The following is a 24,208-nucleotide window of genomic DNA, read 5'->3' as shown; positions in this document are numbered from 1 at the left end:
CGGATACAGGAGGGTACAGGATGCCAATATTTTTATGTTCGTTTAAATTGGACGAATTATTTGGTAAAAGTGTTAAAAACACATTTATTTGTAAAATAAATACTGTTTTAATTAAATGCCTCGTAATTTTATTGCAATAAAAAAATCAAAAACCTAAATAATGCGCTTAAATTCTATTACTAAAATACTAACTGTCTTTTTGTTGATTCTTACCTCACTTTCTATGAGTGCGGCCGAAATTTGGGTTTCCCCGAAAGGGAGCGACAAAAACTCAGGAACAAAAGAAAATCCGCTGGCAACAGTTCATATGGCAATGCGAAAAGCCAGAGAACTACGTCGTTTAAAAGATCCTTCTGTAAAAGACGGTATTCGTATCATTGTAATGAATGGAACGTATTATTTAAATGAACCTTTGTTTGTAAGACCAGAAGATTCTGGAACTGCAGAGAGTCCGACGACAATTGAGGCGGATGTGAATGCAAAACCAATAATCAGCGGCGGAATCGAAATCAAAAACTGGACAAAATCGACAACGGTTATCAACGGACTTAAAAAAGGGACTGTTTGGGTGGCCGATGCTCCAAAAAAAGCGGGAAGTCTTATCGATTACAGACAATTATGGGTAAATGGTAAAAAAGCCGTAAGAGCTAAAAACACAGCAGGAACCACAATGGAACGTATTCTATCATGGAATCACGAAGAGCAAACGTGTTGGATTCCGTTTAAAGATAAATCGGTTAAGTTTGAGCCGGGAATGGAAATGTTTATTGTACAATGGTGGTCGAATGCCAACCTACGTATTAAAAATATTGAAGTTAAAAAAGACAGCGCGAAACTTTCGTTTGAAGAGCCAGAAAGCCGTATTCAAAGCGAGCACCCTTGGCCTGCACCGTGGATTTCTAAAAACAACGGTAATTCGGCTTATTTCTTAAACAATGCTTTTTCACTTTTAAACGAGCCTGGAGAATGGTATTTAGACAAGAAAAATGCTAAAATCTATTACATTCCAAGAGCTGGTGAAGAAATTAATTCGGTTACGGTTACAGCGCCAGTTTTAGAAAATTTAGTGGAAGTAAAAGGAACGATCGATTCTCCTGTGCATCATTTTAGATTTAAAGGAATTTCGTTTCAATACAGCAACTGGCTTCGTCCTTCACAGCAAGGTCACGTGCCGTTGCAATCTGGTTTGTATTTGTTAGATGCTTATAAATTGAAACAGCCTGGAACTCCAAATCAGGCGAATTTAGAAAACCAAGCTTGGGTTGGAAGACCTCGTGCAGCGGTTGAAGTCAATTATTCGAATAATATTCAGTTTGAATCTTGCCGTTTTGAGCATTTGGCTTCGACGGGCTTAGATTTAAATAAAGGAACAAATCACAATACAATAAAAGGAAATTTATTTAAAGATATTGGTGGAAGTGCCATCAATGTTGGGATTTTCTCTGAAGAAGCTTTTGAAGCGCATTTGCCTTTAATTATCAAAGATGAAAGAGAAATGTGTTCTGATGAAGTGATTGCTGATAACTTAATCACAAACGTGACCAATGAAGATTGGGGAACTTTAGGAATCAGCGCTGGTTTTGTTAGAAATATTACGATTGAACACAACGAAATTTCAGATGTATCGTACTCTGGAATGGCAATGGGCTGGGGCTGGACGCATACGCCAAACGTGATGCAGAATAATAAAATTTTAGGAAATAAAATTCATCATTACGCCAAGCATTTACATGATGTTGCGGGAATCTATACGCTTTCTGCACAGCCAGGAAGCCGAATTGAAGAAAATTATATTGATAAAGTGTACAACAGTCCGTATGCGCACGATCCGTTTTTATGGCTGTATTTATATACCGATGAAGGTTCTGAAGGTTTTACAATTAAAAACAACTGGATTGCAGAAAAGAAAATCCTTAAAAACCATAATGGTCCAAAAGGCAATATTTGGGAACATAACGATCCTTATGTAAGTGCTAAAATTAAAGATGCTGCAGGAATTAGAGCACCTTACAAAGATTTAGAAAAAGAAGTTGTAATCGATGAAAAATGGGGATTGCAGGAAATGCCAAAACCATACGCAATCGAGTTGATCGGTTCTGATTTCGACATCGAAAAAATCAAATCGACTTTAGTAGGATTCAGAATTGTGGGTCAGGAATTGTACCAATGGAAAAATCATTTGGTGATTTACGGGAAAATGAATCAGCCTGAAAGAACAAAACGAAAACTGGCGGGTGCTTTTCCTTCTTTAGAAATAAAAATTTATGAAGATCTTGTTTACGATTTCCAAAACTTCGAAAGATGTAAAGATTCTAAACCAGCATCAGATTGGGAAAATGTGGTTTTAACAGCGAATCTTCCTGCTGACGAAAAACTGCAGAAAGAATACGTAGACTATCATAAAACGCAATTCGAAAAATGGCCAGAAGTAGCAAAAGGTTTCTGTAATGCCGATTTTCAGCAATTGCAAGTCTTTAAAAAAGAGAGACAATTAATCTTGGTAATCAGTATTCCGAAAGGTGAAAATCTGGATAAACTAAATCCAAAAACAACACAAAACAATCCACGCGTTGACGACTGGAATGCTTTAATGAAAAAATACCAAAGCGGCATCGATGGCACAAAACCAGATGAAACGTGGATTTTCTTGAATAAAGTGAATGTAGAAGAGAAGAAATAAAAGAGGAAAGAAGCAAGAAGAAAGAAATCTGTTTGATCTGCTCAATCTGCGTGAAAAATAAAACTAACCTCAAAGAAGATTTCGAAAACAATCTAAAATCTAAAATCAACAATCTAAAATAACCACACCTCATGTTAAAAATAGCCATTCTGGGACTTGGAGAAGGACGAAGCACAATGTCAGCGGCTTTGGAAAGTTCAAAATTAGAACTTGTAAAAGTATGCGACAGAAACGAAGAAATCTGCAAGCAGAGAGCAAAAGAATTCGATTTTCATTCGTACACAACCAACTACGAAGATTTATTAAACGATGCATCAATTGATATTATCGCGATTTATACGCCAGATCATTTGCACGCACAACACGTAAAACAAGCTTTATTAAGTGGAAAACATGTTGTTTGTACAAAACCGTTCATCGATGATTTATCTGATGCTAAAGAGCTTTTAGAATTAAGCAAATCAACAGGAAAAAAGGTTTTTATTGGACAAAGTTCACGTTTCTTCGAACCAGCAAAAAGACAAAGAGCCGATTACGAAGCAGGATTAATTGGAGATTTAATAACTATTGAAGCGCAATACCACGCCGATCACAGATGGTTTTTAAAGAAAGAATGGTCTTTATTACAGTCGTTTAAATGGCTGTATGGAGGTTTGAGCCATCCTGTAGATTTCATTAGATGGTATTTGCCAAACATTCAAGAAGTAATGGGGTACGGAATGATCAGTGCAAACGGACAATCAGCTGGATTGAAAAATGAAGACACAATGCACTTTATCTTCAAAGCAACTGACGGCAGAATTGCACGTGTAAGTGGTGTTTATACGTCACCGACTCAGCCAGTGCAGCGTGACAGTGGAATGAGCACGATTTTAAGAGCAACAGAAGGGGCAAGTCAAGCCGATTATCACGAATTGCGTTATGCAGTTACCGATAAAACGGGCGAAGAAAAGGTGGTAACTTGGGGCGATAGCACTTTAAAATATTATTTCCGTTTTGAAGGACAAAGTCATCACGGCGGAGAATATCAGAACTATTTAGAATATTTTGTAGACAGTATCGAACAGAATTTCGAAGCCTATCCAAACATGGAAGAAGGAATTGGAACCGTAGCTTTATTGCAAGCAATGGACAAATCGCTGCAAACTGGAATGCCGGTTAAAATTGCCGATATTCTTAACGAATACGGACTATGAACAGTATCTACGATAAATTAACGACACTTGATTTTGTAATTGTGGCTGGTTATTTAGTCGCATTATTAATCATTGGTTACGTGGTAAGTGTCAAGCAGCGAAAGAAAGACGAAACGCTTTTTCTGGCTGGAAATTCATTAAACTGGTACAGCATCGGATTTAATATGTGGGGAACCAATGTTGGTCCGTCATCTTTATTAGCCTTTGCGAGTATTGGTTATGCAACGGGAATCGTAGCAGGAAATTTCGAATGGTATGCCTTTGTTTTTTTACTGCTTTTAGCTATGGTTTTTGCACCGCGTTATATTGCGAGTAAAGTAAGCACAATGCCAGAATATATGGGAAAACGCTACGGCGACAGCACCCAAAACATTTTAGCTTGGTATGCTTTGGTTAAAATCTTGGTAAGCTGGCTTTCTTTAGGATTATTCAGCGGAGGCGTTTTAGTGCGTCAGATTCTAGGAATCCCGATGTGGCAGAGCGTTACCGTTTTAGTGATTTTCTCTGGAATTTTCACTTTTGCAGGAGGTTTAAAAGCAATTGCTAAAGTCAATGTTTTTCAGATGATTTTACTGATTGTAGTTTCATTAACGCTTTCGTATTTAGGATTGCAGAAAGTGGGCGGAATCGAAGCTTTAGCAGCAAAAACACCATCTAATTTTTGGAATTTAGTTCGTCCTTCAGACGATGCTCATTATCCGTGGCCTGCTATTTTATTAGGATATCCAGTTGCAGCAGTTGCTTTTTTCTGTACCGATCAATCGATGGTACAGAGTGTTCTGGGAGCGAAAAATTTAGAACAAGGACAACTTGGAGTTAATTTCATCGGGTGGTTGAAAGTCATGGCGCTTCCGTTATTTATTTTACCTGGAATTTTGTGCTACGCGTTATATCCAGAATTAGGAAGCAACTCCGATTTGGCTTATATGACAATGGTTACAAATCTTTTCCCAAGCGGAATGAACGGTTTGGTAATCTGCGTAATGATTGCCGTTTTGGTAGGAACAATTGGTTCTTCGCTGAATGCTTTGAGTACCGTTTTTACGAATGATATTTATGTAAAGAAAATCAATCCGACGGCGACTATTAAAGATCAAATTAGAATTGGTCGTTTAACGATTGCAGCAGGATGTGTATTTGCGATTTTGATTGCCGTTGCAATTGATAATATCAAAGGACAGAATTTATTCAACATTTTTCAGGCGGTTTTAGGTTTCTTGGCGCCTTCATTATCTGTTGTGTTCCTTTTGAGTGTTTTCTGGAAACGCACCACTAAAAAAGCCGTAAATGCAACGCTTTCTTGGGGTTCTGCTTTTAGTTTATTTGTTGGAGTTTTATATCTGTGGATTTTCCCTGCAGATAAATACCCAGTTTGGCCTCACTTTTTATTGATTTCGTTTTACATTTTTGCTGTGCTTTTAGTTTTAGCAGTGCTAATTTCGTTAACCGATAAAAATCCTGAGGTTAATGTTTCAGATGAAACTGATATTCCTAAAACTAGTAAGAAAGTGAAGTTGTTGTTTGGAGTGCTGGGATTAGTGATTTTGGCTTTGTATTTGGTTTTTAATGGGAATTAAATAGCATTTTAATTCTTTTAAAATATATAAAAAACAACTTTGTTAAAATGGGATAATAAAATTATAGAAGTCTTTAGTAAAATAAATAGTATGTTTGTTAAAATGATTACTCAAATTTAGGTTTATTCGATATGGAAGAAGAAAAAATACTTGAAAACATTACTAAATCTATTACTGAAAAATTAAAAGTTCCTATTATCTTGACCTATGTTTGTGTTTTAGTTATTCATAATTGGGATATACTCTTTTATCTGTTTTTTGAATCATCAACTGCATCATCTAAAATAAAATATGTAAAAGACAATTATTCCGAGCTATATTATGAAAGAATTTTTGATTGTTTAATTATTGCAGTAATATTAATTGTTTTATTTACAATATTAAATACGACTATTAATTTTTGTTTAAAGTGGTTTTATCGAAAAGATAAAGAAATTTCATCTCAAATAGAAAGTTATGAACAAGTTAGTTTTCTTAGAGAACAGCTATCAAAATCTTTAGAAGAAATAAAGAAATTAAAATCTGAAGTTGAAAGTTTGAATAATATAAACGAAAGTTTAAAATCTAAAAATTTGGACATTAATGTTGATGAAATATCTAGAAAAGATTTTAATAGTATATTATTATATATTTCATCTCAACCAAATAAAGATAAACTTCTTTTTAGTTTTAAAGAGTTCATTAATGCATTTAAAAAAGGAGGTGATGTAGAACGAGAAGAATTATATAAAAGTGCTACTTATGAACATGAGATGAAACTTTTGGTAGACTATTTTGCACGTACTAATTTTTTAAAAATTGACTATCGTTTTAATAATATTACTAAAAAGAATGGTTACCTAATTGACTTGAGTAAGTCAATTAAAGATATTTTACTGATGGACATCTAATTTTTCAAGTATTTTGATTCTTTTATGAAAATACAACATGCTTGTGTTAATTGTATTTTAATGGATGTATTTTTTGTTTATATAAATGGATTTTTTATCATTTCGTAGTCGAAACCAACAACTCCCGAATATCAACCTTCAAATATTTAGAAATCTCATAAAGTGTTTCGATAGAAGGCTGATATTCGTTCGTACACCAACGCGAAACAGTTGCTACTGTTTTGCCTAAATGTTTGGCTAATTCCTTATTACTTCTGTTGTTTTCAACTAAAGCAACTTTTATTCTATTTAACTTAAGTTTCGACACAATGATGATTTATTGCTATAATATGCAAATATGATGTATTTTAAATATAATAAAAAATATAATATTATTGCTCAAAAACATCATAAAATTATAATTTAAGAATGCATTGTTATAATTTGTAGTATAATTTTTACTATTTTTGTTTCAGTTAAAGAAAAATAAAATGAAACAATCAGCAAAAAGACAATTAAAAATTCATAGAAAATACATTTCAAGGTCGTATAGTCGTTATGTCATATTTCCTGAAATTCGTCTTTGCGGAAAATGGCTTCAAGAAATCGGTTTTAATTGCGGGAATTCTGTTACGGTCGAGCACGAGAAGAATAAAATTATTATTACTGTTAATAATGAAAATCAATAATTTACAAATAAAAAACACATAGTTCCCATCCAGAAAACTATGTGTTTTATTATTAAAGAAATGCCTTTTTCAGACAATCTAAATACTATGTTTCTATGTGTTTAGAAAAAAGAAAAATTATTTTTCAGTCTTTTTTCTCCCCTCAATATTCGGTAAAAACCCAGTGATAACACCAATTAAAGGCAAGAAGGCACATATTTTAAATACATATTCTATACTCGTTGCATCGGCGATTTTTCCTAAAACAGCAGAACCTAATCCGCCCATTCCGAAAGCAAATCCGAAGAAAAGACCTGCTACTAAACCAACTTTTCCAGGCATTAATTCTGTTGCATAAACCAAAATGGCAGAGAAAGCAGAAGAAAGAATTAATCCGATAATTACAGATAAAGTTCCAACCCAGAATAAAGAAACGTAAGGCAACATCAGAGTAAATGGTGCAACGCCAAGAATAGAAACCCAGATTACATATTTTCTTCCAAAACGGTCTCCGATTGGCCCCCCGATCAAAGTTCCAGCCGCAACGGCTCCTGAGAACAAGAATAAATACACTTGCGATTGTTGAATTGAGATATGGAATTTATCAATCAAAAAGAAAGTATAATAACTCGTAATACTGCTCATGTAGAAGTATTTAGAGAAAATTAAAACCAATAGAATTACTAATGAAGCAATCACACGGTTTTTAGATAAATGGTGCGTTTCAATTTTCATTGCCGCTTTGTTGGCATTTCTTTCAGATAAATGTTCAGTGTACCAAATCGCAATTTTATACAAAGCAAAAATTCCAACTAAAGCGATAATACAAAACCAAGCCACAAAACTTTGTCCGTGCGGAATAATGATAAAAGCGGCTAATAAAGGTCCTATAGCACTTCCTGCATTTCCCCCTAATTGAAAAATTGATTGCGCCAAACCTTTTTTACCACCCGAAGCCAAATGTGCTACACGCGAAGATTCTGGGTGAAAAATAGAGGATCCAATTCCAATCAAACTTACTGACATTAATAAGAAAGCAAAGTTTGAGGCAATAGAAACTAGAAATAATCCGACCATTGTAAAACACATTCCGATTATTAACGAATAAGGTTTAGAATTTTTATCAGTGTACATTCCAACGAATGGCTGCAGAATGGATGCAACGATTTGATAAGTAAAAGTGATGATTCCAATTTGAGTAAAACTCAATCCAAAATTGTCCTTGATAAGCGGATAAATTGACGGAACAACAGCTTGCAAAAGATCATTAATTAAATGCGAAAAGCTGATTATGAAAAGTATTGAGTATGTCGTTTTTTTAATAACTTCTTGTTGTACTTTAACGGTTTCCATGAGTTGTTTTTTAGGTTAATGGTATTTTTGAAATTACAGCTGTATTAATTTTTTACAAAATTGAAACAAATATAAATGTCAAAATTGCTATATTTGGACAATGAATAGTCAATATCGGACATATAGAGTAGCGACGGATTTTGGATACAAAGTGGATTCCTCGATCCCGGTTATAGGTTATACCGAAACGGTAACCAACGAAGAGTGTATTTCGCATTCACATCCAAGAGGGCAATTGATCTATGCAACTCGCGGTGTAATGAATGTTGTAGTGGGCAATAATATTTGGGTTGTGAATCCGCTTCAAGGTTTGTGGCTTCCAGGCGGAGTAGAACATCAGGTTACTTTTCAGAAAGATGTTAATTATTATAGCATTTTTGTGGATCCATCTGCTATGGAAGGACTACCAGATAGAAGTTTTTCATTTGATATTCCGATGTTTTTGAAGCAATTGGTTTTCAAAATCATTTCTTTCGGAACAAGCGGCAACTTAACCGATTCACAACGACGAATCATTTATGTTTTTTTAGATGAATTGGCCTTGATTATACCAAGTGCCACTTTTTTGCCTACTACAAATGATGAAAGGTTACAGAAAGTAGTTGAGCTTTTAATGAATGATGTTTCAAGTAAACAAACAATTGATTATTACGCAGAGCTTTCTTTTATGAGCAGTAGAACTTTATCGCGCTTATTTATAAAAGAATTAGGGATGAATTTCAGCGATTGGCGTACCAGAATGAAATTGCTGGAGGCGATTAAAAGATTAGGGGAAAAGCAATCCATAAAAGAAATCGCTTTAGATTTAGGTTACGAAACAGCCAGCGCTTTCATTTTTATGTTCAAGAAGCATTTGGGAACAACACCTTCTAACTATATTTTAGAAGATGAAAACGAGTCTGAAAAACTGATTGCATAAATACGTGATGGAACGCGGATGACACGGATTTACTTCGTAAAAACGCGGATTTACACGGATTTTTTATTTTTTTTAAATACATAGAAACATAGATTTTTATCTAACTAAAAAAATAGAGCTGATTAAAAATGACTAGTCATTAACACATAGCTATGTTTGTTAAAATAAGTGAAACGCCTTTTTCGCGCATTTTTAGCTATGTTTCTATATGTTAGAATAAAAAAAATCCGTTTTCATCCGCGTCTTCGCGAAAGCGAATCCGTTTCATCTGCGTTCCATAAAAATCGTAACATCATTTTTTTTAATACTAAAAAAGTGATAACCCATAATTTTTCCCTTAAAAAATTATCAAATAGCACTATCTTTTATGAAATAGCAGGACAGTGCAGGTTGTGAAATGTAATTATAACACTTATCTTTAGTCCCAAAATAAACTTACTATGCTAAACCGCTCTTCCATTTTTAAACTTTTATTGGTTTTAATTATTTTCTGTCCTTCCGTTTCTTTGTCTGCTCAAGAGAAATCAAAAGAAGCGACATGGATTTGGTATCCAGGCGATTTCGAAGTTTGGTTAAGCAATAAAATGCAGGTAAGACGTACAGAACGTGAAGCCGTTTTTCCGCCGCTTTGGCAATATTATAGTCCATACGCTTTGGTAACTTTTCAGACCGAAGTAGATATTCCAAAACCAGATCAAGTTAAAATCTTCTCTGAAGGACCTTTTCAGTTACTTTTAGACGGCGTTCAAATTTACGGACAGCCAAAATCAATTACAGTTCCTGCCGGAAAACATAAAATCTCCTTTAAAGTTTACAATCAAGAAGTGTTGCCAGCTATTTATATTTCGGGTCAATACGTTAAATCGGATTCTTCTTGGAAAGTAACCAACGAAGATAAACTTTGGATTGACGAAGCTGGAAAAGCACAGCAATCTGGTACGCCGTGGGTTCCTGTTGGTTCTTGGAATTTTGATTCAGCAGAAAATAAACCTTCTGAATTTAAATTAACTACAAAACCTTTAAGTGCTAAGAAAACAGAAAAAATAGTGGGTGGTCAATTAGTAGATTTCGGAAAAGAAACTTTTGGTTACATCAAAATTCACGGTTTAAAAGGAAAAGGCAAAGTAGCGCTTTATTACGGAGAATCTCGCGAAGAAGCTTTGGATTCTGCGAAATGCGAAACTTTAGATCATTTGTCTTTTGATGGAAAACAATCTGAAACTTACACGCACGACGGATCAAAAGCATTCCGATATGTTCAAGTGCAAGCAGATGCAGGTGTAAAATACGATTCGATTTCAATGCTTTATGAATATTTGCCGTTGGATTATCGCGGTGCATTCAAATCTTCAGACCAATTACTGAATAAAATTTGGGATGTGTCGGCGTATACGATGCATTTAACGTCTCGTGAATTTTTTATTGACGGAATCAAACGCGACCGATGGGTTTGGTCTGGCGATGCTTATCAAAGTTATTTAATGAATTATTATTTGTTCTTTGATTCGCCTTCTGTAGAACGAACGATGTCGGCTCTTCGCGGAAAAGATCCTGTAACGGCTCACGTAAATATTATCATGGATTATTCGCTGTATTGGTTTGTAGGTGTTTACGATTATTACTTGCATACAGGCGATACAAAATACATCAAAACTTTTTATCCAAGAATGAAATCGCTTATGGATTTCTGTTTAGAAAGAAGAAACAAAAACGGATTCTTAGAACCGTTAGAAGGCGACTGGGTTTTCATTGATTGGGCCGACGGATTACCAAAAACAGGCGAGGTTAGTTTTGAGCAAATGCTTTTAGCAAGAAGTTTAGAATCTATGGCGGTAAGTGCTGAAATCGCTGGTAAAAATGAAGACCAAAAACAATATCAAAAATTAGCAGCTGATTTAAAAACAAGTTTATTTGATGTCTTTTGGGATAAAAAAGAAAACGTAATGAAGCACCAGCGTATCGACGGTAAAATGCAGAATATTGTAACCAGATATGCTAATATGTTCGGTATTTTCTTCAATTATTTTACGGAAGAACAAAAGCAAAGTGTAAAAAATAAAGTGTTGTTGAATAAAGATGTTCTTCAAATTACAACGCCATACATGCGTTTTTACGAGTTGGAAGCTTTATGCGCAATGGACGAACAGAAATTTGTCTTAAATGAAATTCGTGATTATTGGGGCGGAATGTTAAATCTCGGCGCAACATCTTTCTGGGAAAAATATGATCCAAAACAAAGTGGAAAAGAGCATTTAGAAATGTACGGTCGCCCTTACGGGAAAAGCCTTTGCCACGCTTGGGGAGCAAGTCCGATTTACTTATTAGGAAAATATTATTTAGGTGTAAAGCCAACTGCTCCAGGTTATTCAGAATATGAAATTAAACCAAATTTGGGTGGTTTAAAATGGATGGAAGGAAAAGTGCCAACACCAAACGGAGAAGTTGCGGTGTATTGCAGTACAAAAGAAATTAAAGTAAAAGCTGGCGAAGGAGAAGGAAAATTAATTTTCAAAAGCGCAAGCAAACCAAAAACAAACTCAGGAACAATTACAGAATTAGCAAAAAATAAATATCAGTTGATCGTAAAACCGAATGTGGAGTATGTTGTGAGTTATAAAGCGATTTAAAGTTCTTAGTAATTAGTGCTTAGTAAAATTAGCTCTTAGTAATTAGTAATTAGTTCATAGCTATCCGCCCAGTTTGTCATTTCGACGAAGGAGAAATCTTCACAAGTAGCTCCGCACAGAATGTCACCAATCGTTGTAGAGCTTCTCGTGAAGATTTCTCCTTCGTCGAAATGACAAGATTGAGGGGAATTCTGGAATCAATAAAAAATAAAAAACCAATGTTTTCAAAAAACACAAAAAACAATTTCAAATTAAAAACAGCTTTTCTAGCATTGTTTTCAATCTGCTTACAACTTTCAGTTACAGCACAAAACGCATGGAAACCAGCTTCATTTGAAATTGTAAAATCAAATTACAAAACGTTCAAAATCACTCAATACGCTCACGTTTTTTCAGGAAGCAAACACAATATTGTTCGTTTAGCCCCAGAATTACAAGGCTTGACAGGAATAGAACTTCCTTTAGATAAATATACAAACGGGACGAATTCTCCTTTGCAATTAAAATTTAAAGAATCTATTACAGTTTTGATTGGTGTTTTTCAAGATAAAAATGCTGAATATCTTCAAGCAGATAAACTTCAAAATGCCAAATTGGTTTTAGAAAATGGAGTTACGATTACAGGATTACCTCCAGTAAATGTTTATGGGCTTTCTTTTCCAAAAGGAACTCAAACTATAAATCCACAAGGAAAAGGTTTATTTGCTGTTTTAGGAGTTGTAAAAGCTTCTGAAAATCTAAAATTAAGAAATGCCGAACTACCAGACGGAAAATTGTGGAATCCAACTTTTATTGTTGAAGGATTTTCAGATGAAAAACCACTTTTCGAAGTTATAGGCGGAGAAAACAAACCGGTTATTGATGAAGGAATGTCTGGAACTGAAGGAATTCAAGGAGGTTTTGAAGGTGGACGTGTGGTAAAAGTGGGCGATACGTATCATATGTTTCCAACAGAAAGAGCTGGGGAAAAAGGAGTTGATTACTACTATGATCGTGTAAAAACCAAAATCGGACATTGGACAAGTAAAGATGCCATTCATTGGAAAAGAGAATCGACCATTTATCAAGCGAGCGGAACTTATGCCGTAACAGAAGATGACAACCCGATGAACGATCGTCGCGCAGCAATTTGGTCATATATGCCGGTTTTTAATGAAAAAGCAAACAAATGGTATGGCTATTATTTGGCTTATACTGTGAGTAAAGAAATAGAACCAAATCACTCATTTGGAAGAATCTGGCGTTGTGAATCGACTGTAGATGGAATCAACGGAATTGGCGGTCCGTACAAAGATATGGGAATTATTATGGAACCAGGATTAGATTCTCAGCCTTGGGAAGGACGTCAAGGTGTGGCTTCTTTTTTTCCATACCAAGTAGGCGACAAATATTTCGGATTTTATAGTGGAGCATACCCGTTTAATTCTTGGGCAGACTATCCAAAAAAATCAGGAAAAGGATGGTTTGTGGCTTTAGCCGAATCCAAAAGTTTAGAAGGTCCTTGGTTAAGAATGAACAAAGGTTTGGAACCAATAAAAACCATGCATCCGCTTTTTGTTGAAAATCCAATTGTGAGTCAATTACCAAACGGTTTATACATCGCAATTTTCGACGGAGGCCCAGACGGTTGGGGACATCATTTACCAAATATGATTGCGTATTCATTATCAGCAGACGGCGTGAATTGGGCAGAAGCTCATTATTTACCAATAGAAACCAAAGTAGATAAATGGTGGGATATTATGAGAACACCACTTTGCCTAATCCCAGAAGGAAATGATGTTTACACCATAGTTTATAATGCCATCGATTTAAAAAGAAGATTTCATCCAACAGGAATGGTAAAAGTAAAATTGAACAAAGATGTGATGGAATCGAAGTTGAAAGAATTGAAGAAGTAATAGACGGGGTAGAGGAAAGAAGCAAGAGGCAAGATTTTTTGGATTTAGAAGATAAAAAAATCAGCTAAATCTGTAAAATCTGCGAGAGAATAAAAACAAAAAATCCGTGACAATCTGTCTTTACGAAGTAAATCCGCGTCATCCGCGTCCAAAAATATACACAAAGCAAAATGAAAATTAAGTATCTAATCCTAACCATTTCAGCGCTTGCCATAACAAGCTGCGCAACCAAATACAAGAAAAGAGAAATTACCTACAGCGTAATGCAGGAAATTTACGAAGAAGTAAAAACGCCTTACAAATACGGTTTGGTAATGGTACCAACAGACAACTCTTATAAAATGGATTGCCCAAGCGTTTTCAGAAAAGACGGAAAATGGTACATGACGTATTTAATTTACGATGGAAGAGGTTATGAAACTTGGTTAGCAGAAAGCGATAATTTACTAGACTGGAAACATCTAGGAAAAGTAATGTCGTTCTCAGAAAACGAAAAACACTGGGATGTCAACCAAAAAGCAGGATATATTTCGTTGCAAGACATGACTTGGGGCGGAAGCTACGAATGGGAAAAATACGAGGACAAATACTGGATGAGTTATTTTGGCGGAGACAGCAAAGGTTATGAAGCAGGTGTTCTATCAATCGGAATGGCTTATACAAAAGAAGCGCCGACAAAACCGCACGAATTCCAGAGATTAGAAAATCCAGTTTTAACGCCAAAAGATAAAGATGCTAAATGGTGGGATAATAGTACAATGTATAAAAACAGTGTGATTCGTGATAAAGATAAATTGACAGGACACAATTTTATCATGTACTACAATGCTCGTGGAGATAGTATCAATCCTGCGAAAGGTGCTGAACGCATTGCAATGGCGGTTTCAAACGATATGAAACACTGGGAGCGTTATGGAAACAAGCCTTTAATCAATCATCATAAAGGAATTTCGGGAGATGCTTATATTCAACGTATTAATGATACTTGGGTGATGTTCTATTTTGGAGCTTTCTGGACAGGCTGGAATCAAGGCGCGTTTAACCGTTTCGCAGTTTCAAATGATTTAGTAAACTGGACGGACTGGAAAGGTGACGATTTAGTGAAATCATCTGAACCATATGATGATTTGTTCGCTCATAAATCATTTGTGGTGAAACATGATGGCGTTGTGTATCATTTTTACTGTGCGGTTAACAAAGCAGAACAAAGAGGAATAGCAATCGCAACTTCTAAAGATTTAGGAAAAAGCAAATTGAATTTTGTGGCGCCGCCGGAGAAGAAAGAGAAAAAGAAGTAAGTACAAAGTACAAAGTACAAAGAATTAAGATATAGTACGTTTTAAACTTATCAGGTTTAATAACCATAAAATAAACATCCAGTTTGTCATTTCGACGAAGGAGAAATCTCCATGAGTAGCTCCACAAAGATTGTCGATTATAGTTGCGGAATTTCTATTGCGATTTCTCCTTCGTCGAAATGACAAAAAAACTAAAAATAAAATAATGTTTCAACCAATTCAAAATAATCACTTTTCAAGGTTTCGATTTTCGATACCAAAATCAGTATTCACCTTTTACATTTTACTATTCACATCTTACACAATACAGGCCCAATCCGTAACAGGAGAACCTGCAGGAGTTCCAGAGCTTCATAAAAAATATGAATTTGCACCTTGGGAAGATCCAACGATTACAAGTATCAACAGACAGCCGTCTAGAGCAACAGCCTATTCGTACACAAGTGTTGAAGACGCTTTAAAAGGCGACAGAACCAAAAGTAGAATCCAAATGCTGAATGGCGATTGGAACTTTAAATATGCAGTAAACTTAAAAGAAGCAAATAAAGATTTCTATAAAAACACAGTCTCAGGTTGGGATAAAATCGAAGTGCCTTCCAATTGGGAAATGAAAGGGTATGACAATCCAATTTACAAAAGTGCCGTTTATCCATTTAGACCTATAAATCCGCCTTACATTCCTAAAGATTATAACGGAGTTGGTTCTTACCAAAGAAGTTTTACCGTTCCAGAAAACTGGAAAGATATGACGGTTACGCTACATTTTGGAGCTGTAAGTTCAGGTTTTGAAGTGTGGTTAAATGGAGAATTTTTAGGATATGGAGAAGATAGTTTTCTTCCATCAGAATTTGATATTACGCCTTATTTGAAAGCAGGAGAAAATGTAGTTTCAGTTCGTGTAATCCGTTGGACAGATGGTTCTTATTTAGAAGATCAGGATCACTGGCGCATGAGCGGAATCCAGCGTGAAGTTTTCATTATGGCAGAACCAAAATTGCGTATTCAGGATTTCTTTGTTCAAACGAAATTAGACAAAGAATACAAAGACGCGATTTTCAAACTGAGACCAAAAGTTGAAAATCTTACGGGAGAAAAAATCAAAGATTATACTATGAATGTTCAGTTGTACGATGCCAATAATACGGCAATGTTCAAAGAACCGCTTCAAAGACCGGTGATCGATTTGATCAATGAAAGTTATCCTCGTCTGGATAATGTTCGCTTCGGATTCTTCCAAGAAAACATCAAAAATCCTAAAAAATGGAGTTCAGAAGAACCGAATTTATATACGATGGTGATTTCGATAAAAGACAAAAACGGAAATGTTACAGAAGCCAAAAGCTGTAAAGTGGGTTTCCGTTCGATTGAATTCTCGAAAGAAAACGGAAAAATGCTCATCAACGGAAAAGAGACTTATGTGTATGGTGTAAACCGTCACGATCATCATCCAACGAGAGGAAAAGCCGTTACGAGAGAAGACATCAAACAAGATATTACGACGATTAAGAAGTTTAATTTCAACTTTATACGTACAAGCCACTATCCAAACGATCCTTATTTCTACGAATTATGCGACCAATACGGAATCATGGTAATGGACGAAGCCAACCAAGAAACGCACGGAATTGGCGGTAAATTAAGCAACGATCCACAATGGACAAATGCTTATATGGAGCGTATGATCAGAATGGTAGAGCGCGATAAAAACCATCCGTCAGTGGTAATGTGGAGTTTGGGTAACGAAGGAGGAAAAGGACCAAATCATGCAGCAATGTCGGGTTGGGTTCACGATTTCGATATTACGCGTCCGGTACATTATGAACCAGCGCAAGGAAATGCGAAATTAGACGGTTACATCGATCCGCTTGATCCACGTTATCCAAAAACAATCGATCACGCGTACCGATTCGAAAATCCGCAAGATGATTCGTATGTAGATATGGTGAGCCGTTTTTATCCAGGCGTTTTTACACCGAAATTTTTAGTAGATCAAAAGAAAGATACGCGTCCGATTATTTTCGTTGAATATTCTCATGCCATGGGGAATTCAGTTGGAAATTTAAAAGAATTATGGGATGAATTCCGTTCGCTTCCAAGAGTTATCGGAGGTTGTATTTGGGAATTTAAAGATCAGGGAATCGTGAAATATGATTCAAGATCAGGTCAGAATTATTTTGCGCATGGTGGAGATTTTGGCGAAAAATACCATGATGGAAACTTCAATACAAAAGGAATTGTAGATTCTAATGGAAAACCAAAAGGTTCTCTTTTTGAAAATAAATGGGTGTATCAGCCAGCGATTTCAACTTTAAACGGAAATCAATTAGAAATTAAAAATCGTCAGGCGGTTAAATCTTTAGAAGGATATATTCCAGTTTTAAAAGTGTTAGAAAACGGAAACGTAATCAAAACTCAGATTTTAAAACCATTAAAAGTAGAAGCAGGGCAATCGACAACAATAGATGTAAGCTCGTCTCTTCCAAAAATGAAAAATGATGCGGAATATCTTTTAAATATTGAATTTCAGCTTTCAGCAGATGAACTTTGGGCTTCAAAAGGATATGTTGTTGCCGAAGATCAATTTCAGTTGAAAAAGAAAGAAGCTTTGGTTTTAAATGCTAAAAAAGAAGCTTTGAATGTTTCAGAATCGGATTCAGAATTTAAAATCAAAGGAAAAACTTTCGATATTACCATTGCAAAAACAAACGGAGCTTTGAGTTCGTATGTTTTCAATGGAGAAGAACAAGTTTTTGCGCCATTGTTGCCTAACTTCGTAAGACCGCTGACAGACAACGACAAACGTGGATGGAAATCGCAAAAGTTGTTGAAACAATGGTACAAAGCAAAACCAAAATTGGTGAATGTAAAAATCGATAAATCGGCTTCTGAAATTAAAGTGATAAGCGATTACGAAATTATAAAAGACAGTGCGAGCGTAAATGTGGTTTACAACATCAGCCCAGACGGAGTGATAAAAGTAGATTATAGTTTGAAAGCTTCAGACAAACTGCCAAATATTCCAAAAATCGGAATGCAAATGGGAGTTCAAAGAAAATTCGATCAGATTTCTTGGTACGGGAAAGGGGAATTGGAAAATTACAGCGACAGAAGTTTTGGCTCGTTTGTTGGTAAATATTCACTTCCAATTAATGACTTTATCGAACATTATCCAAAACCGCAAGAAAACGGAAACAGATGTGATGTAAGATGGATGGCATTGACAACTCCTCAGAAAAATCAAGGTTTTATGGTAGTTAATGATTCCAAAGTTTTAAGCATGAGCGCTTGGCCTTACACACAAGAAAACCTAAGCGCATCAGGTCATACGTATGATTTAAAAGATCCAGGATTTTTGACGTTGAACATCGATTTGATCCAAATGGGAGTGGGAGGAAACGACAGTTGGACGATTGTAGCACAGCCAATTGAACAATATCAGATTAAGTCTGGAAATTATCAATATAGTTTTTATTTAACGCCTTTCAACGGATCGAAGAATCAGTTAGAAAGTAGTTTGAAGAAATTTAAGTATTAGTAAATTGATAATTGACAATTAAAAATTGACAATTAAAATAAGCGATGCAGTTTGTCATTTCGACGTAAGGAGAAATCACACGCGGGATTCGACACAGATTGAAGACAAACGTTTAGGAGTTTCTAGTGTGATTTCTCGTTCCTCGAAATGACAAAAAAACAAAGAATATCAATACCAAACCCGACAGGTTTTAAAAACCTATCGGGTTTACTAGGAGAAAAAAATCTCTTAAATCTGCAAAATCTGCGAGAGTAAAATTTTCCCGCAGATTTTGCAGATCAAGCAGATTATGAAATTTAGAAGATCAAATTGAATTAAAATATAAAAATGTCTAACCGTAAACCATTTTTTCTTTTTGCAAAGGACTTTCGACTTTTGGCTTTCCAACTTTCGACTGTAATATTTTTGCTTCTCGCAAGCATCGTCTCTGCGCAGGAAGTCCATAAAAAAGAAACTTTTCAGCCAACACTAGAATCCTCCAAAACTTGGGTGTATTGGTATTGGATGAAATCGGCCTATTCTAAAGCAGGAATCACAGCCGACTTAGAAGCCATGAAACAAAACGGAATTGCAGGCGCCTATTTAATGACGATCAAAGGTCCAGCAAATCCGCCGTTGATCGATCCGCCTGTTTTACAGCTTACTCTTGAATTTTGGGATATGATTAGCTGGGCTTTTAAAGAAGCCGATCGTTTAGGCTTAAAACTCGCTTTTCACGGAGCAGACGGATTTGCAGTTGCAGGAGGGCCCTGGATTAAGCCAGAAATGTCGATGCAAAGAGTAGTCTGGTCGACAACTGAAATTTTAGGAGGAAAGAAAATCGTTTCAAAACTTCCTGTTCCAGAGCATTATAAAGATTATTATAAGGACATTGCGGTTTTTGCGCTTCCAATAAAAGAGTATCAAACTACTTCGCAGATTCAATTGCCAAAAGTAACAACATCAAACAATACCGATGCTTCGTTTTTGGCTGATCCTAAAAAAGACGAAAACTTCAAATTTGCAGATGCAGGTTGGATTCAGTACGAATTTGGACATCCTTTTACTTGCAAATCTATTGTGATTGAAACCAAAGGAAGAGATTATCAGGCACAACGCTTAATTGTGGAAGTAAGTGATGATGGAGTTCATTTTAAATTCCACGAAAGACTCATTGCACCACGCCACGGTTGGCAGGATATGGATTTTCCGAATACGCATACTATTACGCCTGTTACAGCAAAATATTTCAGATTTGTGTATGATCCAGTTGGAACAGAACCGGGTGCAGAAGATTTGGATTTTGCGAAATGGAAACAGAATCTGAAAGTAAGTAAAATTACACTTTCGAATCAGTCCTTAATCAATAATTACGAAGGAAAATCAGGAGCAATCTGGCGTTTGACTCCAGAAACAACTGAAAAACAAATTCCGAATACAGATGCGTTCAAGAAATCAGAAATTATCAATATTTCGAGTTTTGTTGATGATGACGGAAACTTGAACTGGAAAGCTCCAAAAGGAAAATGGAAAATTATCCGAATGGGGCATACTTCTACAGGACATGAAAATGCAACGGGTGGAGCTGGAAAAGGTTTAGAAGTAGATAAATTTGATCCAGAATTAATTCGTTTCCAATTGGATCATTGGTTTGGAGAAGCCGTTCGTTCTGCGGGTCCAGAAGTGGCTTCAAGAGTTCTAGAAATATTACATTTTGACAGCTGGGAATGCGGAAGCCAGAACTGGTCTTCGGTTTTTCAGACTGAATTTAAAAAGAGACGCGGTTACGATATTGTAGAATATTTGCCAGTAATGGCTGGAATTCCAGTAGAAAACGCCGATTTCTCAGAGAAAGTTTTATACGATGTTAGAAAAACAATTGGCGATTTAGTAGCAGATAACTTCTACGGGACTGTCGCTCAAATTGCTAAAGAATATAAGGTTAAATTAAGTTCTGAAAATGTCGCTCCAACTATGATGAGCGATGCTTTATTGCATTATAAATATGTCGATTATCCGGGAGGTGAATTTTGGTTGAAAAGTCCAACACACGACAAACCTTTTGATATGGTGGATGCCATTTCGGGAGGACATATTTATGGAAAAGACATTATTCAAGCAGAATCTTTTACGGCTTTGAGAATGGATTGGGACGAACATCCAGGAAATCTAAAAACAACGGCTGACCGAAATTATGCCTTGGGAATCAACCGTTTGTTCTATCATGTTTTTGTTCATAATCCGTGGACAGACAGAAAACCGGGAATGACTTTAGACGATATCGGAACTTTTTTCCAAAGAGATCAGACTTGGTGGAAACCCGGAAAAGCTTGGTTTGATTATTGCCAAAGAGTGCAGTTTCAATTGCAGAAAGGAAAACCTGTAATTGATTTGGCGGTTTTTATTGGAGAAGATTTTCCTTCGCGTTCTTTTGTTCCAGATCGTTTGGTGCCATTTATTCCGAATGTTTTTGGAAAAGAAAGGTTAGAAAGCGAGAAAATCCGTTTAGAAAACGAAGGTCAGCCAACTGCAAAAATGCCGAAAGAAGTGACGTATTCTAAAAATATCACTGATCTATCGCAATGGATTAATGCTTTAAATGGTTATCAATACGATTCTTTCAACGCTGATGTTTTAATCAACAGAGCAAAAGTGGTGAACGGAAAAGTAACTTTTGAAGGCGGAATCGAGTATGGAGCTTTACTGTTTCCAGGAAGTCATAAAATGGCGCCAAATAAAATATTGTCTTTAGCTTCAGCCGAAAAAATCCTGCAATTGCTAAAAGATGGAGCAACGATTTTTGTAGATGAAAAACCAACTATTCAACCAGGAATTCAATCAGAAGCCAATCAAAAGACATGGCAAAATGTAATTGATGAAATTTGGAATAATGCCAGTTCCTCTTCATGGAAAATCGGAAAAGGAACGGTTGTTAAATTGCCTTATTTAGGAAATGATTTTGCTTCCATCGGAATTACACAAGATGTTTATTTTCCAAATTTAAACAGAGCCGATTCAGAAACGATTGCTTGGGCACATCGAAAAGCAGATAACGAAGAAGTATATTTCCTTTCGAATCAAAAAGAGCAAAAAAGAATATTTGAAGTTTCTTTCAGAATAGCTGGAAAAGTGCCGCAATGGTACAATCCTGTTACGGACAAAACTTCGGTTTTAACTAATTGGAAAATAGAAAACGGAAGAATAATTGTTTCTTTAACTTTAGAGGCAAACGAATCTGGTTTTGTGATTTTTAAAGAAGAAACAAAAGAAGTTTTAGCAAAAGGAAAAGTGTCTGAATTTGAAAAAGTTCAGGTTTTAGATGAAAACTGGGAACTTCAATTCGATCCAGAATTCAAAGGTCCAAAAGAAGTCGTAAAAACAAATAAACTTTTTGATTGGAGCACTTCAGAAAATGATCAAATTAAGTATTACGCAGGAACGGTGGTTTATAAAAAAGAGTTTGTTTGGAAAGGAAAAGACACCAACAAGATTTGGCTTGATTTAGGCGAAATTGCCAATATTGCTGAAGTTTCAATCAATGGAAAAGATTGCGGAACACTTTGGACTTTCCCTTTCAAAACGGATATTTCCCAAGTATTACAAAAAGGAAAAAATACAATCGTAATAAAAGTGACCAATACGTGGGCAAACCGTTTAATTGGTGATCAAAAATTGCCAAAAGAAGAAAGATTGACGTGGACAACAGCGCCTTTTAGATTGGAAGGAAATCCGTTGCTAAAAGCGGGATTGTTAGGGCCAGTAAGTATTGTAAAAGAGAAATAATTTTTTCGCCGCAGATTAAAGGATTAGAAAGGATTTTAATCTGTAGCAAAAAGAAATAAATTCATTTGCCTCCAGCTTTAGCTGGAGGTTTAGAAAAGAATATGACAAAAGGGCTTTAGCCAAACTAACAATTTGGCTAAAGCCCAATTGCGAGAAAACAATTGTAACCTCCAGCTAAAGCTGGAGGCAATTGAAAAGAAAATAAGTTTAGCCACAGATTAAAAGATTTTCACAGATTAAAAATCCTTTCTAATCCTTTAATCTGTGGCAATAAAAAAAAAATAAATAAAAATGAAAAAATCAATTATTGCTTTTTTATTAGTTCTAACAAGTCTGCAAATCAATGCAAAAATCAAAATGCCAGCATTGTTTTCAGACAATATGATGCTGCAGCAAAAATCAAATGCACCCATTTGGGGCTGGGCAGAAAAGAATGCAAATGTCACGATCAAAACATCTTGGGATTCTAAAATTTACAAGACAAAAGCTGATGCTTCTGGTAAGTGGAAAACAGAATTGCAAACACCAGTTGCAGGCGGACCATTTACAATTGAAGTTACAGAAGGAACGGAACAAGTAACCATCAAAAACATTTTAATTGGCGAAGTTTGGCTTTGTTCAGGACAATCGAATATGGAGATGCCATTAAAAGGATTTCAAGGGCAGCCAGTTAGAAACGGAAATGAAATCATTGTAAGATCGACCAATAAAAACATTCGTTTAATTACAGTTCCGCGTGCGACGGTTTTAGAACCAAAAGACGATTTTGAAGGAAAATGGGAAGAAGCTTCTCCAAAATCAACATCCAATTTTAGCGCAACAGCCTGGTATTTTGGAGCGCTTTTACAGGAAGTTTTAAATGTCCCTGTTGGATTGATTCATGTTTCGTACGGAGGTTCGAGCATGGAAGCTTGGATGAATAAGGAAATGCTGAAAGATTTCGTTAGCGCTAAAATTCCAACTACAAAAGAAGAATTGGCAAAAGATCCAAATCGTGTTCCAACTACTTTGTTTAACGGAATGCTTTCGCCTGTTATTGGATACGGAATCAAAGGCTGTATTTGGTATCAGGGAGAATCGAATTACGAAAGAGCAAATGAATATACGGCTTTAATGAAAAAAATGGTTAGCAGTTGGAGAACGATGTGGAATCAAGGAGAATTTCCTTTTTATTTCGCCCAAATTGCTCCCTTTAATTATGCTTCGTTTCATCCGAAAGATTATGTAGAAAAATACAATTCGGCTTATTTGAGAGAGGCACAGTTTAAGGCTTCAAAGGAAATTCCGAATTCAGCAATGGCGGTTTTAATGGATGTTGGGGAAGAAAATAATATTCACCCAATGGACAAAGAAAAAGGAGGAAATCGTTTGGCTTTTCAAGCTTTAGCAAGAACATACGGAATGGAAGGTTTCGAATTCGAAAGTCCGAAATATAAATCAATGGAAATCAAAGACGGTGCTGTAACGGTTTCTTTTGATGATGTTGCCAACGGAATTACGTCTTACGACAAAGAAGTAGCAGGTTTTGAAATAGCTGGCGAAGACAAAGTTTTTTATCCTGCGAAAACAGTCGTAAGAAGAAAATCAGTGGTTTTGACTTCTGATAAAGTAAAGAAACCAGTTGCAGTGCGTTATTTATGGAAAGATTTCGCAAAAGCGGAATTGTTTAGTGCTGGAGGATTGCCGGTTTCTTCGTTTAGGACTGATGAATGGTAATTATAAGTTATGAGTTATAAGTTATGAGTTATAAGTTATGAGTTATAAGTTATGAGTTTCCACCTAGTTTGTCATTCCGACGAAGGAGGAATCTCCACAAGAAGCTC

General features: G+C 35.7%; 14 protein-coding genes. 12 read left to right on the top strand and 2 right to left on the bottom strand.

The window, feature by feature from the left end; translation table 11 throughout:
• The first annotated feature begins 160 nt into the window (after positions 1 to 160).
• The 4 genes from ABTV69_RS19130 (at position 161) to ABTV69_RS19115 (ending at position 6,343) form a co-directional block, all read left to right on the top strand.
• On the top strand, positions 161 to 2,680 hold the full coding sequence (locus tag ABTV69_RS19130; protein WP_433831627.1) for an L-rhamnose mutarotase: 2,520 nt from the start codon (positions 161 to 163) through the stop codon (positions 2,678 to 2,680).
• Between the two features lie 131 nt (positions 2,681 to 2,811).
• The gene (locus tag ABTV69_RS19125; protein WP_433831625.1) at positions 2,812 to 3,876 is read left to right on the top strand and encodes a Gfo/Idh/MocA family protein; all 1,065 of its coding nucleotides are present in this window, start codon (positions 2,812 to 2,814) and stop codon (positions 3,874 to 3,876) included.
• The gene (locus ABTV69_RS19120) at positions 3,873 to 5,453 is read left to right on the top strand and encodes a sodium:solute symporter (protein ID WP_433831623.1); all 1,581 of its coding nucleotides are present in this window, start codon (positions 3,873 to 3,875) and stop codon (positions 5,451 to 5,453) included. The genes ABTV69_RS19125 and ABTV69_RS19120 overlap by 4 nt, the downstream gene beginning before the upstream one ends.
• A gap of 131 nt (positions 5,454 to 5,584) precedes the next feature.
• Complete coding sequence (locus ABTV69_RS19115; protein WP_433831621.1) at positions 5,585 to 6,343, top strand: hypothetical protein; 759 nt, start codon at positions 5,585 to 5,587, stop codon at positions 6,341 to 6,343.
• Positions 6,344 to 6,440: 97 nt separating this feature from the next.
• Here ABTV69_RS19115 and ABTV69_RS19110 read toward each other — a convergent pair whose 3' ends face one another.
• The gene (locus ABTV69_RS19110; RefSeq protein ID WP_433831619.1) at positions 6,441 to 6,650 is read right to left on the bottom strand and encodes a helix-turn-helix transcriptional regulator; all 210 of its coding nucleotides are present in this window, start codon (positions 6,648 to 6,650) and stop codon (positions 6,441 to 6,443) included.
• Between the two features lie 163 nt (positions 6,651 to 6,813).
• Here ABTV69_RS19110 and ABTV69_RS19105 point away from each other — a divergent pair, with 163 nt between their 5' ends.
• The gene (locus tag ABTV69_RS19105; RefSeq protein ID WP_433831617.1) at positions 6,814 to 7,011 is read left to right on the top strand and encodes a SymE family type I addiction module toxin; all 198 of its coding nucleotides are present in this window, start codon (positions 6,814 to 6,816) and stop codon (positions 7,009 to 7,011) included.
• A 117-nt stretch (positions 7,012 to 7,128) separates the two neighbouring features.
• Here the strand turns inward: ABTV69_RS19105 and ABTV69_RS19100 are convergent, their stop codons facing one another.
• Positions 7,129 to 8,343: an MFS transporter gene (locus ABTV69_RS19100; RefSeq protein WP_433831615.1), complete on the bottom strand. Its 1,215-nt coding sequence runs from the start codon at positions 8,341 to 8,343 to the stop codon at positions 7,129 to 7,131.
• Positions 8,344 to 8,443: 100 nt separating this feature from the next.
• On the opposite strand from ABTV69_RS19100, the gene ABTV69_RS19095 reads away from it, so the two are divergent.
• From ABTV69_RS19095 to ABTV69_RS19065, 7 genes are all read left to right on the top strand, one after another.
• Positions 8,444 to 9,262 (top strand): AraC family transcriptional regulator, encoded by an 819-nt coding sequence (locus ABTV69_RS19095; RefSeq protein WP_433831613.1) that lies wholly within the window; start codon positions 8,444 to 8,446, stop codon positions 9,260 to 9,262.
• A gap of 440 nt (positions 9,263 to 9,702) precedes the next feature.
• A complete protein-coding gene (locus ABTV69_RS19090; RefSeq protein ID WP_433831611.1) occupies positions 9,703 to 11,889 on the top strand; it encodes an alpha-rhamnosidase in 2,187 nt (728 codons plus the stop codon).
• 218 nt (positions 11,890 to 12,107) lie between these two features.
• A complete protein-coding gene (locus tag ABTV69_RS19085; protein WP_433831609.1) occupies positions 12,108 to 13,790 on the top strand; it encodes a hypothetical protein in 1,683 nt (560 codons plus the stop codon).
• A gap of 170 nt (positions 13,791 to 13,960) precedes the next feature.
• Positions 13,961 to 15,088: a glycosylase gene (locus tag ABTV69_RS19080; protein ID WP_433831607.1), complete on the top strand. Its 1,128-nt coding sequence runs from the start codon at positions 13,961 to 13,963 to the stop codon at positions 15,086 to 15,088.
• Positions 15,089 to 15,293: 205 nt separating this feature from the next.
• Positions 15,294 to 18,623: a glycoside hydrolase family 2 TIM barrel-domain containing protein gene (locus ABTV69_RS19075; protein WP_433831605.1), complete on the top strand. Its 3,330-nt coding sequence runs from the start codon at positions 15,294 to 15,296 to the stop codon at positions 18,621 to 18,623.
• A 327-nt stretch (positions 18,624 to 18,950) separates the two neighbouring features.
• On the top strand, positions 18,951 to 22,385 hold the full coding sequence (locus tag ABTV69_RS19070; RefSeq protein WP_433831603.1) for a glycosyl hydrolase: 3,435 nt from the start codon (positions 18,951 to 18,953) through the stop codon (positions 22,383 to 22,385).
• 291 nt (positions 22,386 to 22,676) lie between these two features.
• Entirely contained in the window at positions 22,677 to 24,101 is a 1,425-nt protein-coding gene (locus ABTV69_RS19065) for a sialate O-acetylesterase (protein WP_433831601.1), read from the top strand.
• Positions 24,102 to 24,208: the final 107 nt, after the last annotated feature.

The sequence above is a fragment of the Flavobacterium anhuiense genome (assembly GCF_050990855.1).
GTDB lineage: Bacteria > Bacteroidota > Bacteroidia > Flavobacteriales > Flavobacteriaceae > Flavobacterium > Flavobacterium anhuiense_C.
The sequence above is the reverse complement of the archived record's forward strand: the minus strand, read 5'-3'. Positions and strand labels throughout refer to the sequence as shown.

What these genes read in the sequence shown, in the direction of transcription:
- ABTV69_RS19075 (WP_433831605.1), top strand. Translation starts at nt 15,294, where the DNA reads ATGTTTCAACCAATTCAAAATAATCACTTTTCAAGGTTTCGATTTTCG.
- ABTV69_RS19125 (WP_433831625.1), top strand. Translation starts at nt 2,812, where the DNA reads ATGTTAAAAATAGCCATTCTGGGACTTGGAGAAGGACGAAGCACAATG.
- ABTV69_RS19095 (WP_433831613.1), top strand. Translation starts at nt 8,444, where the DNA reads ATGAATAGTCAATATCGGACATATAGAGTAGCGACGGATTTTGGATAC.
- ABTV69_RS19085 (WP_433831609.1), top strand. Translation starts at nt 12,108, where the DNA reads ATGTTTTCAAAAAACACAAAAAACAATTTCAAATTAAAAACAGCTTTT.
- ABTV69_RS19080 (WP_433831607.1), top strand. Translation starts at nt 13,961, where the DNA reads ATGAAAATTAAGTATCTAATCCTAACCATTTCAGCGCTTGCCATAACA.
- ABTV69_RS19115 (WP_433831621.1), top strand. Translation starts at nt 5,585, where the DNA reads ATGGAAGAAGAAAAAATACTTGAAAACATTACTAAATCTATTACTGAA.
- ABTV69_RS19130 (WP_433831627.1), top strand. Translation starts at nt 161, where the DNA reads ATGCGCTTAAATTCTATTACTAAAATACTAACTGTCTTTTTGTTGATT.
- ABTV69_RS19070 (WP_433831603.1), top strand. Translation starts at nt 18,951, where the DNA reads ATGTCTAACCGTAAACCATTTTTTCTTTTTGCAAAGGACTTTCGACTT.
- ABTV69_RS19120 (WP_433831623.1), top strand. Translation starts at nt 3,873, where the DNA reads ATGAACAGTATCTACGATAAATTAACGACACTTGATTTTGTAATTGTG.
- ABTV69_RS19105 (WP_433831617.1), top strand. Translation starts at nt 6,814, where the DNA reads ATGAAACAATCAGCAAAAAGACAATTAAAAATTCATAGAAAATACATT.
- ABTV69_RS19090 (WP_433831611.1), top strand. Translation starts at nt 9,703, where the DNA reads ATGCTAAACCGCTCTTCCATTTTTAAACTTTTATTGGTTTTAATTATT.
- ABTV69_RS19065 (WP_433831601.1), top strand. Translation starts at nt 22,677, where the DNA reads ATGAAAAAATCAATTATTGCTTTTTTATTAGTTCTAACAAGTCTGCAA.
- ABTV69_RS19100 (WP_433831615.1), bottom strand. Translation starts at nt 8,343, where the DNA reads ATGGAAACCGTTAAAGTACAACAAGAAGTTATTAAAAAAACGACATAC.